The organism is Urechidicola sp. KH5 (assembly GCF_054661455.1).
Map to the genome: position 1 here is coordinate 907,357 of NZ_BAAFSW010000001.1, position 13,276 is coordinate 920,632.

14 protein-coding genes and 2 tRNA genes are annotated in these 13,276 nt (G+C 34.2%); 8 read left to right on the plus strand and 8 right to left on the minus strand.

Annotation, left to right across the window (positions count from 1 at the left end; genetic code table 11):
- Positions 1–12 precede the first annotated feature (12 nt).
- Together ACYQ5R_RS04125 and cyoE are read right to left on the minus strand one after the other, a co-directional pair.
- The gene (locus tag ACYQ5R_RS04125) at positions 13–594 is read right to left on the minus strand and encodes a cytochrome c oxidase subunit 3 (protein WP_460189645.1); all 582 of its coding nucleotides are present in this window, start codon (positions 592–594) and stop codon (positions 13–15) included.
- Position 595: 1 nt separating this feature from the next.
- Entirely contained in the window at positions 596–1,495 is a 900-nt protein-coding gene (cyoE, locus tag ACYQ5R_RS04130; protein ID WP_460189646.1) for a heme o synthase, read from the minus strand.
- A gap of 232 nt (positions 1,496–1,727) precedes the next feature.
- On the opposite strand from cyoE, the gene ACYQ5R_RS04135 reads away from it, so the two are divergent.
- Together ACYQ5R_RS04135 and ACYQ5R_RS04140 are read left to right on the plus strand one after the other, a co-directional pair.
- Positions 1,728–1,799 (plus strand) — tRNA-Gly (locus ACYQ5R_RS04135).
- Between the two features lie 31 nt (positions 1,800–1,830).
- Positions 1,831–1,915 (plus strand) — tRNA-Leu (locus ACYQ5R_RS04140).
- A gap of 62 nt (positions 1,916–1,977) precedes the next feature.
- Here the strand turns inward: ACYQ5R_RS04140 and manA are convergent.
- The 3 genes from manA to ACYQ5R_RS04155 form a co-directional block, all read right to left on the minus strand.
- Positions 1,978–3,180, minus strand: coding sequence for a mannose-6-phosphate isomerase, class I (gene manA / locus ACYQ5R_RS04145; protein ID WP_460189647.1), 1,203 nt, complete (start codon positions 3,178–3,180; stop codon positions 1,978–1,980).
- A 128-nt stretch (positions 3,181–3,308) separates the two neighbouring features.
- Positions 3,309–3,908 (minus strand): nucleotidyltransferase family protein, encoded by a 600-nt coding sequence (locus tag ACYQ5R_RS04150; protein WP_460189648.1) that lies wholly within the window; start codon positions 3,906–3,908, stop codon positions 3,309–3,311.
- Entirely contained in the window at positions 3,898–4,944 is a 1,047-nt protein-coding gene (locus ACYQ5R_RS04155) for an XdhC family protein (RefSeq protein WP_460189649.1), read from the minus strand. The genes ACYQ5R_RS04150 and ACYQ5R_RS04155 overlap by 11 nt, the downstream gene beginning before the upstream one ends.
- Positions 4,945–5,103: 159 nt before the next feature.
- Here ACYQ5R_RS04155 and ACYQ5R_RS04160 point away from each other — a divergent pair, with 159 nt between their 5' ends.
- The 6 genes from ACYQ5R_RS04160 to ACYQ5R_RS04185 all read left to right on the plus strand — a co-directional run bounded on the left by ACYQ5R_RS04160 (position 5,104) and on the right by ACYQ5R_RS04185 (position 9,706).
- Positions 5,104–6,204, plus strand: coding sequence for a hypothetical protein (locus ACYQ5R_RS04160; protein WP_460189650.1), 1,101 nt, complete (start codon positions 5,104–5,106; stop codon positions 6,202–6,204).
- Between the two features lie 20 nt (positions 6,205–6,224).
- Complete coding sequence (locus ACYQ5R_RS04165; RefSeq protein ID WP_460189651.1) at positions 6,225–6,548, plus strand: cupin domain-containing protein; 324 nt, start codon at positions 6,225–6,227, stop codon at positions 6,546–6,548.
- A 36-nt stretch (positions 6,549–6,584) separates the two neighbouring features.
- Complete coding sequence (locus ACYQ5R_RS04170; RefSeq protein ID WP_460189652.1) at positions 6,585–6,764, plus strand: DUF1214 domain-containing protein; 180 nt, start codon at positions 6,585–6,587, stop codon at positions 6,762–6,764.
- A gap of 486 nt (positions 6,765–7,250) precedes the next feature.
- The gene (locus ACYQ5R_RS04175; protein WP_460189653.1) at positions 7,251–7,862 is read left to right on the plus strand and encodes a lipid-binding SYLF domain-containing protein; all 612 of its coding nucleotides are present in this window, start codon (positions 7,251–7,253) and stop codon (positions 7,860–7,862) included.
- Positions 7,863–8,258: 396 nt separating this feature from the next.
- Positions 8,259–8,444, plus strand: coding sequence for a hypothetical protein (locus tag ACYQ5R_RS04180; RefSeq protein WP_460189654.1), 186 nt, complete (start codon positions 8,259–8,261; stop codon positions 8,442–8,444).
- Between the two features lie 350 nt (positions 8,445–8,794).
- Positions 8,795–9,706, plus strand: a complete 912-nt coding sequence (locus tag ACYQ5R_RS04185) for a transporter (RefSeq protein ID WP_460189655.1) — start codon at positions 8,795–8,797, stop codon at positions 9,704–9,706.
- 13 nt (positions 9,707–9,719) lie between these two features.
- Here ACYQ5R_RS04185 and ACYQ5R_RS04190 read toward each other — a convergent pair whose 3' ends face one another.
- From ACYQ5R_RS04190 to ACYQ5R_RS04200, 3 genes are read right to left on the minus strand one after another with little or no spacing between them, the layout of a single operon-like run.
- A complete protein-coding gene (locus ACYQ5R_RS04190; RefSeq protein ID WP_460189656.1) occupies positions 9,720–11,798 on the minus strand; it encodes a gliding motility protein RemB in 2,079 nt (692 codons plus the stop codon).
- Between the two features lie 22 nt (positions 11,799–11,820).
- A complete protein-coding gene (locus tag ACYQ5R_RS04195) occupies positions 11,821–12,399 on the minus strand; it encodes an acyltransferase (protein WP_460189657.1) in 579 nt (192 codons plus the stop codon).
- A gap of 14 nt (positions 12,400–12,413) precedes the next feature.
- On the minus strand, positions 12,414–13,274 hold the full coding sequence (locus tag ACYQ5R_RS04200; RefSeq protein ID WP_460189658.1) for an aldehyde dehydrogenase family protein: 861 nt from the start codon (positions 13,272–13,274) through the stop codon (positions 12,414–12,416).
- Between the last annotated feature and the right edge of the window lie 2 nt (positions 13,275–13,276).

Genomic DNA, 13,276 nt, shown 5'->3' on the forward strand with positions numbered 1-13,276 from the left:
ACGTGTTTTCTATCACTTTATAAAATAGAAAAATAAAAAGAGTAGCACCCATAATACATCTACAAAATGCCAGAAGATGCCACCTAGCTCTAAACCAAGTGTTTCCGTGGCATTGTAGCGTTTTTTATAATGATTATAAATAACTACAAATAGTACTATAAACCCAGCAAATACGTGCAATAAATGTGCAAATGAGATAACCATTAAGAGGGAAGCCGAAACTTGACTACCGGATCCAGCTAAATATAAGCCTGCTTCTCTTAATTGAAAGAAACCTTGGAATTGAAAATATACAAAAGCAACTCCTAAAACTAAAGTTGCCAAAAGTAATGCACTTGTTGCATTTCTATTATCTTTTAAAATAGCTCTTTTAGCCAATAAATAAGTCATACTACTTAACACAATACAAAGCGTGCTGAGGTATAAAGAAGATGGCATATCAAAAGAGACCCAATCTTCTCTTTTACTACTTACTAAATACGCACTAGTCAAACCAATAAACATCATGGTCATACTCACCATAGATATCCACAACATCGGTTTTGCAGATTTACGTTTAGCTGTTATTAATTCTTGATCTAATGTCTGTTCCATTTTAATGTAAAAATTTATCGACTACGTAAATAATTTGTACCAGGGTAATATATAATACACTGGACAGCATTAATTGTCTTGCTACCTTATTAGACGAATCTGAATACAATTTTATACCATAGTAAAGCATAACACTACCAAGTAATGCAATAACGACAGCGGTAATAGGGTATATCCAAAAATCACCAGTCAATTTTAAAACTGGAATTATTGACACAAGAATCATTACAACAGTATATAAAAGTATTTGTTTAACTGCTCCTTTATCTTTCTTTCCCATAGGCAGCATATTAAAACCTGCTTTTTTGTACTCATCGTACCCCAACCAACCAATGGCCCAAAAATGAGGGAACTGCCAAAAGAATTGAATTAAAAACAAGGTGCCCGGTTCTATAGAAAAATCATTTGTAGCTGCAACCCAACCCAACATAAATGGAATGGCACCAGGTATGGCACCAACAAAAACTGATAATGGTGTCAAAGGCTTAAGAGGCGTATAGGCGCAAGTGTATAAAAAGATTGAAACTGCACCAAACAATGCACACTTGGGATTGATATAATACAATATTGCAATTCCTAGAATTGTAAAAGTAAATGCAATGGTCAACGCAAAATTAACAGACATTCTACCTGTTGGTAATGGCCTGTTCATAGTTCGTTTCATTAGGGCATCAGTATCTTTTTCTATTACTTGATTAAACGCGTTAGACGCACCAACCATAAAGTAACCCCCTATGGTTAACAACCCTAAAATTGAATAATCAATAGTATCAGCAGCTAATAAATATCCTGCTATTGAAGAGAACACCACACTTACTGAAAGTCCAACCTTTGTAAGCTGCTTAAAATCACCTATAAAAGAGGTAGTTTTAGCTTGTTCTGTTATACTATTTACGCTCAATTTTAAATCTTGTTTTTAAATCGCTGCAAAGATATTTGATTTGTTGTTAATAACCATCACATTTTTTAAATACTTAAGCCTTTATAAACCCTTGAAAAAGAACCAAAAACAAGACACTAAAAATCGCTCTTATAAAAAGTTGAATATTTTTTTAGAAAATACTTTGCAATTGTATAAAATGTTTTAAATTTGCCACCCGTTTGAGTAACAAATGGAGTTCATTAAAATAACTGCGAAAGTAGCTCAGGGGTAGAGCATCACCTTGCCAAGGTGAGGGTCGCGGGTTCAAATCCCGTCTTTCGCTCTATACCTAAGAGATTAGATATAAGTCCAATGCTGAAGTGGTGGAATTGGTAGACACGCCGGACTTAAAATCCTGTGCTCATTTTGGGCGTGCGGGTTCAAGTCCCGCCTTCAGTACAAAGCCTCCTTAATCGTTAAGATTTTGGAGGTTTTTTGTTTTTACTCAGTTTTTAAAGATTCTAAGGTGCAGTTGCTTTATAAATAATAGCATTATTTGAACTAGTTATTTCATAGAAACTATTGTACTTAATAAAAATAGCGCCCCCTTTTTCTAGAAGTATTTCGGATGTTTCTTCTTTTACAGTGACATGACCCTCTATCACTATTAAAATTTCTGCTGTGGTTGCATTATGAGCATACATATCATTATTTAAAATTTGTATTTGGCTCAATTCAAAATCAGGAGCTGTAGATTTGTATATGCGCTCTAATCCATTTTCTTGGAGTATTCCATTTAATATATTCGGTTCCGTAGGTTCAAAGGTCACATGTTTTAACAATTCAGGAACATCTATATACTTCGGTGTAAGCCCTCCTCTTAAAACATTATCTGAATTGGCCATTAACTCCATATTCTGCCCCTCCAAATACGCATGAGGAATTCCAGCATCTTGAAAAACTGCTTCTCCTTTTTCGACTTTCACAATATTGAAAAAATAAATAGAGTAAATCCCTTTATCTAAAACCCCATCTTTACAGAACTGCTGAAAAGCCTTTGCAGCCCAATAATCTGGACTCTCTTTTGACAAAATATCTTCTTTATATAATGGCAAAATTCTATTAACTAAAGGTTGCAAAACACTATTCGTCTTTTCCTGTGACTCTTGCATCACTTCTTTATACAACCCAAAATATCCGCCCTCTTCAAAAACTGAAATCAAATGAGCAAACTCAGGAACTGAAGTCAACATGTTTTTCAATTTAACTTTTGGTTGAAATCCATGTAACAACCAAAACTCACTCAGCGCTACCATAATTTCAGGTTTGTGATTGTCATCTTTGTAATTTCTATTTGATGCGGTCAAAGGGATTCCTAATTCATTCTCATGCTTGAACCCTTTTTCTGCCTCAACTTTGGTAGGATGTACCTGAATTGATAACATATCATGTACATCTAGGACTTTAAACAAAAATGGAAGTCTCCCAAATTTATTTGTGATATTTTCACCCAAACTTGCTATTAAATCTTTATTCAAATAGTCATTTAATGCCTCGTCTCCTTTTAAAGTTTTTAATTGAGATGGGGCCTTATCATGCGCGCCCAACCAATACTCGGCACATTTTTCATCTGTGACTTCTTTTTTTAACAATGCAGGAATGTACTTTGTTCCGCCCCAAGCATAGTTTTGAATAACTCCTTTTAATGGAAATATTTTTGACATATAAAAGTTTAGTTGATGCGCACTTATTTAATCGTTGTAATCAGGTTGTAAAATAAACGCAAAAGCAATTAGCAGACAAGTTCAACCAATTAATTCTTTATTAATTGCTTAATTAAATTGGTAAAACACTATTTGGAAAAATACTTTTTTATTAATGAATTGTATTCCTCTAATGTGTCAACATCAATCAATTCAATATCAGAATCAACTCCTACCACATTATTTTGAAAGTGCATCAACAACTTTTTAGCACCTGTATCCCCAGTTAATTTGATTAATTCTTCAAAATATTGATTTGGAAAAATCGCAGGTACACCAAATCCAGATGAATATTGATTAGCAATAATTTTATTAGCATACAATTCAGACTGATCTATCAAAACTTGTATTTGCTGGGACCCAATTAATGGTTGATCTCCCAAAGCAATAAGTATATGACTAAAGCTATCTTTTGATAAAATTTCTTTTAATCCATAACTTATAGATCTCCCAATACCGTCTTCCCAATTTTTATTGATAATTACAGAAACATCTAAACCTGATAGACTATTTGAAATCTCTTTATTATTTGCTCCTAACACCACGAAACAATGAACATGTAAATTTTTAAATTGCCTTATTGCATTGCCCAAAAGTGTAGTGTTACCCCAAGGAAGTAATTGCTTTGGTGAACCCATTCTTGTGGATGCGCCAGCAGCTAAAATTAAAACAGCAATTTTACTTTTCATTTATAGATTTCAACGTTCTGTCTCCTCTATCGTGAATTGCTCCTTTCTTATCTTGTAAATGGAGTGCCTTTATATTCCGTGAAACAGCCACAATTTCAGAAATTATTGAAACAGCAATTTCTTCTGGTGTTTCGGCCCCTATATCTAAACCAGCAGGTCCGTAGATAGTATCTAAAAATTCATCTGATACCTCAACGTGATATTCTATAAAGGCATCTAGCATTTGGTTTCTTCTCTTTGCAGGACCTAATAACCCGATATACATAGGTTCTTTATCTTTTAATGCTTTTAGATACAAAACATCTTTTGCAAAATTATGACTCATTAAAACAACCGCAGTTTGGGAATCAAAAACCAATTTAGAAAATGCCTCACTTCCTAATTTCTCTAGATACTTTGCTCCAGGAAATTGTGATAAAGACTTCTGTGAGTCAGGAGCCGCAATTACTGTAACCTCCCACCCTAGTTGACTAGAAGCTTTACTCAAACTAGCGGCGTCATGTTCAGTTCCCACTATAAACAGTCTAAAACAAGGATATAAAGTTTCTGAAAAATTTATAGCGTTTGATAGTTTAAGACTAGCACTTTCCGATAAATTAATTGTCTTTCCATTGAATATCAAATTGCTTCCCATAAGCTTTTCTCCCTCTTCTAAATAATATTTAGAAGATATATCAAAGGGTATCCTATTATCAAGCAAATCGCCAATTTCGTTCAATTGATTCATATTCAAATCCACAAGTTCTAAAAGAACATATAACGTGCCTTCGCAACCCAACCTAAATCTACCATCATATGTCATGATTTTAGAAGTACCAGATCGCAAAACTGATTCCGCTTGTAGTACAACTTCTTTCTCTACACAGCCACCGCTAATTGCGCCAACTATATTACCGGACTCCAATACTAGCATTCTTACTCCAGCACCTCTATATGAAGATCCATCTACAGCAACTACAGTAGCTAAAACAGTTTTCTGATTCGCTTTATTCGCCAATTTTATAGCTTGAATAATTTTTTTAAACTCGTGAGTCATAAATCAATTAATCGCTTAAACTTCTTTGTTCATTTCAAATATAACTTAACAAATGTCAAAAAAGAAATTTGCCATGAAAGTTTCATACATTTTAACGCTTGTTTGTTTTATAATCTTTGCAATCGTATTTTCGTAAGACCTAAACCTATGTACAACGCTATGAGAATTAAACCAATATGCTTTGCTATTTGTATTCTAATATCATTAGGTACTTTTGCTCAGAAAGACGACACCAAAGTCAAAAGATTTAAAGACACTCTAGATGGTGCTTTTGATGCGAGTGAGTTTTTAATTAATCACAATGGTGTGTTGCCTATAGTTTCTCCAATAACAGAACCAGCTGTTGGTTATGGTGGTGTACTAGCCGGAGTTTATTTTGTTACTAAAGAAGATCCTAGGGATAGACCTGACTTAATAATTGGTGCAGCAGGTATTACCTCAAATGGTACTTGGTTAGCTGGCGGAGGATACATAGGTTTTTGGAAAAAAGATTCCCAACGTTATCAAGGCTTTGCAGGATATGCGGACGCCAATTTAGAATACTACGGATTTGGGAATAACAAAGCTTTTGACTTTGAAATCAATAGTTTCTTTTTTATGCAGAAAATACTATTTCGAATTAATGGAAGTCCCTTTTTTATAGGAGGTAAATATCAATTAACAAAAACCAATGTTCCGATTTTTGAAGGTAATAACATTATTGATCCTATTGATTTTGATTTATGGAATAGCGGGGTTTCTCTAATAACAGAATTTGACAACCTAAACAATTTTATGTCCCCAAATGCAGGTACAAAAATTCATTTGAGCTACGATCAAAATCTTCAGTTTTTAGGGAGCGACCGCAATTGGGGGACTATAAATTTTCATACGCACCATTACAAAACTGTTAACGAGAAATGGATGGCGGCTTTTAGGTTAGAATCTAATTGGGCTACGGGAAATATACCTTTTTACGCACAGCCTTTTGTTGACTTAAGAGGTGTACCGGCATTGCGCTACCAAGGTTCCGCTACCGCGTTGTTCGAAACCGAACATCATTATAATTTAAATAATCGCTGGTCTGTACTTGCTTTTGCAGGAGGTGGGACTGCTTTTGAATCTTACGACAATTTTAATGCTGATGAATTTGTTTGGAATGCTGGAGGGGGGTTTAGATATTTAATCGCAAGAATATTTGGCTTGCGATTAGGTGTTGATGTTGCAAGAGGTCCAGAAGAGTGGGCATTTTATGTAACAGCAGGCACCTCTTGGAGATAAAACAACCTATCTTTTAATATATGAATACTGTATCTTCAACTAAGAATGTACAATTTGGAAAATCAAAATCTATAATAACGGTATTATTCGATTCAAAAAACCATAAAGAATTACGCATTATTTTCGATAAAAATCAAATAAGGAAAGATCATAAAACTGCTTTTCCTTTCAAGGTTGAAGTATTTGATGGTTGTACAGAATTTGGTATTGGTACACGAGTTTATACCCTAACCAAAGGTGATTTGATTTCACAAGACCCTCATGTTGTGCATAATCTCTTAGCAAAAGAAAAAAGTATTGTACGATTGTCTTTGCACAAGAACAACACAACAAGTGGTGTTTAAAATGTGACCTCCTTATTAACTTTGAGATAAATTAAAATGAATAATAAATACTGTTGGGATATCTATATTGGTCCTGAAGCTCCAGAAGGTATGGATAACAATTGGATTCAAACTGTACCTGGAAAAGGTTGGAATACTATATTTAGACTTTACGACCCATTAGAAGATTGGTTTGATGGAGCGTGGTATCCTTCAGATGCAGAATTAGTAGAATAAATCATATATTTTTGCTCTTAAAAACAGAGCATGATCAAAAAACCTATAGTAACCTTAATAGCAGCGTTAGTATAGGTTTTTTATATAAATACTCAAAACGATAGTATCCCTGCGCCACAAAACAACCCTAATGTAAAACGTGTAGATACAACAAGTCAAGGAAACAAAGCGCTTCCGATTGCAATACCCATTACTAAACCAGCAGTTGGAATTGGGCTAACAGGTAGATTAATATCTTTTATACCTAAAAAGATCCCTCAGAACAACTAGATATGATTGTTAGAGGTACTGGTTTTACTTCCAACGACTCTTTGTTAGCAGGGTTTGGATATTTAGGTTATTAGAATAAAGATAAGGTACAATGGATTTAGGCTGAGGTCCAGAAGAATGGACCTGTTATTTTACAGTTAGATCCTCTTAGTAATGTTTCTTAAAAAATTGTATTTTAAGATCCTCAAAAAAATTGTTCAATTAAAATTCTACATTATGAAAAAAAGTCCAATTCTCATGCTTAGTTTAGTATTAGTCCTTTTTTTAACTGTGGGTATGTCTTCAAATTATGCTCAAGATTCAAAGGAAGCAAAAAAGCAAAATAAAATTGAAAAACAACGTGAAGCTTTTCAAAAAAATAAATCTACTGCTATTCAAGAAATGTATAAAGCTTATCCTAATTCCCAATCCAAAATGAAGAATGCCTATGGATATGCGGCATTTGGAAATACAGGTGTTAATCTTTTATTACTGTCATCTGGAAATGGAGGTGGCGTAGCTCACAATAAATCAACAGGCAAAGAACATTATGTTAAAATGATATCTATTGGAGCAGGGGTAGGTATAGGATTTAAAAAATACTATGCAGTATTTTTGTTTGATGATAAAGCGGCCTACGATTATTTTTTAGAAGTAGGATGGTCTGCAGATGGACAAGCTGATGCCACCGCAGATACCGGTAAAGAAGGAGAAGGAGGTTCTGCAGCCGTTGGAATGAATGTATCTAGAGGAGTTACCTTATATCAAATTGCAGATAAAGGTCTTGCATTACAGGCTACTGTGCAAGGAGTAAAATATATAGTATCAGATGAATTAAATGGCAACTAGTTCGATTTATTTCATTTAATTGTTACACCCCTCCATATTTGGAGGGTTTTTATTCCCGACATTTTGTATCCTACAATTTTCTTAGAGGCTGAAATACATTTGTAGTATTAAACAACAACAAACAAAAATTCTAGAAATTAAATTAAAATCATGAAAATTTAATTAACATCAAAACAGTATTAGGCGGATTATTAGTAATTGTATTATCATTAGGATTTACTTTAACCGCTCATGCAGGAGAAACTAACGAGGACGAAAAAAATAAAAAAATTGAAAAACGCGCAAAGCTTTTCAAAAAAACCAAAGTGTAGCAGTTCAAGAAATGTATAAGCTTACCCAGAATCAAAATCTAAAATAGCTAATACACATGGCTATGCTACTTTCAGTAATAGAGGAGTGAATCTATTTGTATTAGCTTCTAGAAACGGTGGAGGAGTTGCTCATAACAATACTACAGGACAAGAGTTATATCTAAAAATTATATCATACAGAGTTGGTGCTGGAATAGCATTGAAGAAATGCCATGCAGTATTTATTTTTGAAGATAAAGAAGCTTACCATTACTTTTTGAAAGTAGGATGATCTACAGATGGACAAGCTAATGCAACTGCTTAAACAGTTAAAGGTGGTGAAGGAGGGGCAGTTGCTGTAAGAATGAATGTTTCTCTTGATGTAACGTTATATCCAGATAAAGTTCTAGCTTTATAAGCTACTATGCCAGGAGTAAAATATATTGTGTCCGATAAATTAAACGGCACAAAATAACCGATCCACAAATAAAAAAGCCATTCTTAGGAGTGGCTTTTTTATTAAATCTATTCTGATTATTTACTATTAAACCATTCATTAATAAAATCTTAGTTTATTCAGTATCTCAATTCTCCTTGAAATTTATTAATTTAGATTAGTAGGTACTATTAATATAACTGAACATGATTCGAAAAAAGACGATACTTTATTTCGCTTTTTTTATATATGTAACAAAGGTTTTTACGCAAGATTTAGAGCCCCGATTTCTGTCATCAGCACCCCTAGGGACTAATTTTAGTGGACTTGTTTATGGATTTTCTTCAGGAGATATTCTCTTAAACTCTCAAGAAGTTGAAAATCTAAATACAAAACTAAATACTGTTGCAGGGTTTTACGGAAGAAGTTTTAAAATTTTGAACAAACCTGCAAAGATAGATACTTCTATTCCCTACTCTTTTGGAAATCTGCAGGCCTTTATTTATGAGAAAGACACTAGTGTATACAAAAATGGACTTGGTGATCTCTCTGCACGATTGTCTATGATTTTAGTGGGAGAAAAAGCACTAACTAAAAGGGAATTTGCAATTCGAGAACCAGCTAAATTTAAACTTGGGGCAGCACTTAAAATTAGAGCTCCTATAGGAACTTACGACGAAACCAAGCTCATAAATTTTGGAGCCAATCGATGGAGTTTTCAATTTAAAATTGCAAGCTCATATAATATTTCTCAAAAAATTATTCTTGAAGCGCACATAGGATCTTGGTTTTTCACAAATAACAAAAACTTTAATAACGGGAGCACATTAAAACAAGAACCTTTGCTTAGCGCTCAACTTCATTTCGCTTATATATTCAACCCCAAATTGTGGATGTCTGCTTCCATCGGGCAAATTGCATGGGGAGAAACGATTATAGATGATGTTGCACAAAACAATCATCAAGAAAATTCTAAATACGCGCTTACAGCTTCTTATAAAATCGGAAAGCAAAGTTCTTTAAACACATCGTTAACTAATGGATTATATACAAGCAGAGGAGCCAATTTTTCGACTTTTTTGGTATCCTATTCTTTGATATGGTTCGACAGAAAGTAACTAAGCTGTAGTCTTAAAATTCAAAGTTCCAATCAAATAAATCGGTTCGCATTCCTAACGAAAACCAAACTGTATTATTCGATTCAAAATTAGCAGATATTATATCGGGTTGAGAACTCCTATAGGTGAAGTTACCAAATAGTTTTAAGTTGGTGGCTGGGTTTAACAAATAACCCACTTGCAGATCGCCAATAAATCTATTTGTAGTATTTCCTTGTCCTATTTCATGACCATAATCCCCGTTACGTTCATCGTAATCACGATAAATATTACCCCCATAATTAGTTGGATCTCCCTCTATATCAAATCCTTTTGAACCAAATATTAATTTTGCATTTCCATACCAACGCTGTAGTTCATAATGGGCAATTGTAGAAATCTCCCAAAAGTTTGCCCCCCATTGATGAGCCATACTTTGATTGCTATGGCCATAATTTAATAATGGTGTATTATGAGAATACGTAAAAGGTCTTACGGAGTTGTATTCTGTTTGTAAATGTAAGTTCTGAACACCAAAAGCATGGTGGTATTTTAAACCAACTTGAAATCCATTTTTATTACCCCAATAGCCATCACCTTTTGCAATCTCTCCAGTTGTAAACTCATCTATCAATAATTGAGTATAGACAGAAACTCTATCACTAAATTTATACTTACCACTTAAACCTATTATGGCATTACCTCCTCTTGATCCGGTAGAAAATTCAATGGCTCGGTAAAATATAATCGGATTTAGGTAATTTATGTCAAATCCACGTCCGTTTGAGTCCTCCCAAAGAACAGATTCAAATAGGCCAATATTCAATCGTTTTGTTATGTTCCAGCTCAAATAATGCGTTGCCATATATTTTGGTTTGTATACGCCATCTTCAGTAACCTCTGGTCTCACATCGCGCAACCACATCCAGTTGTTAGTGTATTTAATTTTCCAAAAAGTCGTGTTTATTTTAAAAAATGGCGATGGCGATGCATTGTTCGATAAAAATAAAGATCTATATCCATCTCCAATAAAATTCTTACCGTGTCCAAACTGAAAGTTAAAGACCTTACTAGGTGAAAAAGACATATATGCTTCAGCCACTGGATAATCGTACCCATCTTCTTTAAATTCTTTTGCGATTCCTCTACCAGGAATGATTGCAGGGTTACCTCCAGAAGGCTTAAGAGCTTCAGCATATTGATTTACATAATTTGCAAACCTACCTTGACTTTCGAAAAAAGTGGTGTAAAAGGAAAACTTCTTACCAATAGCTCCTTGAATTTGAATACCCCGGGTGTTATTATAAGTAAAGTCTACCTCATCAGAATTGTCTTTACCCATTTGTAAATCAACTATCGGGTCAATAGTAAACCAATACTTTTTACCTTGTACCTGTACCATATGCTCATTCCAAAACTTTCTACCAAACCAGGTTGTTCTCTTTTGCATTAAATCAGATTTTTTTGCATCTAAATCAACAAAATTCTCAACCTCAGTATAAATAAATGGCTTTGATGCGGTATGCGAATTATCTGCTAAATTGTAATAATAATCAAATACCGCATATTGTTGATGTGTATAAGGTACGTTTAACGTACTATGATGCTCTAACAATTCAAGAGAGTCTGGTTTTATCCAATCTTCTTCATTTTCCTGTTCAACCGCGTAATTTACCGCTACAGCCACCTTTTTAGTTTCTGGTTCTTGAGAAGTGCTCTCACCTAAAGGAAAATTAAGAGGCAATACAAAATGCATATCAATTTCTTCATTGTTATATTTAGCGGGAACAATCTCAGGTAATGTTTTAAAAACTCTCTTTGCCTCCGATTCTATCGATTTATAAGAAGAGTTGATATGCAGCACTTCTATTACTCCTTCTTTAGATACATAAAAAACCACACTAACCTCTTCTTTAAAATTATCTGAAATCACCTCTTCTGGCATTTTAAATTCTTGAATAACTGCGGAAGTTAATTGCTTTCTAAAACAAATCTCTAGCGAGTCTGAAGGTGTATCTTCACAACCAGGGAAAATAGGATATTTTTCCATTTGTGCAAAGAATGCAATACTGAAAAAAAGTAATATTGGGGTTAGTAGAGTTTGTTTATTCATGTACGTTGAATTACTGTAACTATCACGAAATTTGCGTGACTTTATTGTTTTTAAGTTGATATTTCTGGTTCGATTCTTTACACATAGCAATGCCTTTTTCATCGAATTTTAACTTATGGCCGTATTCACTCATCCATCCAACTTGTCTAGAAGGATTACCTACTACCAAAGCATACGGAACAACAGATTTGGTCACTACAGCCCCTGCTCCTATCATAGCATACTGCCCTATTGTAATACCACAAATAATTGTTGCATTGGCACCAATGCTCGCACCTTTTTTAATCAAGGTAGTTTTAAACTCCTCTTTTCTAACAACTGCACTTCTGGGGTTAATCACATTTGTAAAAACCATAGAAGGACCCAAAAAAACATCGTCTTCGCATAAGACACCTGTATAAACAGATACATTATTTTGAATCTTAACATTATTCCCTAAGACAACTTTTGGAGAAATTACAACATTCTGGCCCATAGAACACTTTTCGCCGATTACGCAATTACTCATGATATGACTAAAGTGCCAAATTTTAGTGCCCTCACCAATAGTGCAACCTTCATCAATAACAGCTGTGGGGTGTGCGAAATAATGTTGTTCCATAAATTGAATATTACCTAAACTTTAGTCGGATGCCAAGTGGTTTTTACCTCCTGCGTTTTTTCAATCATATAAGGAGAAGCACAATTTTCATTAGACCAATTGTGTTTCTTATGAATGATAACCCGTTTTAAGTTAGCTGCTGCTAAGGTATTAATTTGAGCGATGTAATCCTCATTTCTACCTGCATAAACTATAGCGTTAACATCCATATGTGAAGCCATGTGCTCAATTAGCTCATCGGTTTTACCAGTCAGTATATTAACAACACCTGCAGGAACATCAGAAGAATGCAAAACTTCTGCAAATGAAACTGCGTTTAATGGTAGCGTTTCAGACGCAAGTACTACAATACTATTTCCTCCCACTATTGCCGGTGCAATAACTGAAACTAAACCTAATAAACTTTGCTCTTGCGGAGCCATTATTGCAACCACACCAACCGGTTCAAGTCTTGAAAAACTAAAATGACTACTTGCAACAGGGTTAACAGCACTTAATACTTGTTGGTACTTATCACTCCAACCTGCATAATACACCAATCTATCTATTGCCTCTATAACCTCGGCTTCGGCATCTTTTTTAGAAGCTCCTTGTTGCATTAACTCTGCTACAAACTGAGCACTTCTCCCTTCTAGCATTTCTGCAATTCGATATAAGATTTGACCTTTATTAAGTGCAGTAACTTTTGCCCAACCTAACTGTGCTTTTCTTGCGATTACAACTGCATTTCTAAAATCTTTTCTAGAAGACAAACACATATTTGCGACTAATTCACCTGAATCATTTGTTACTGCATAATACCTACCAGATTCTGTTCTTGGAAATTTACCTCCTATATAGAGTTTATAAGTTTTTAAAACGTTTATTCTGCTCATAA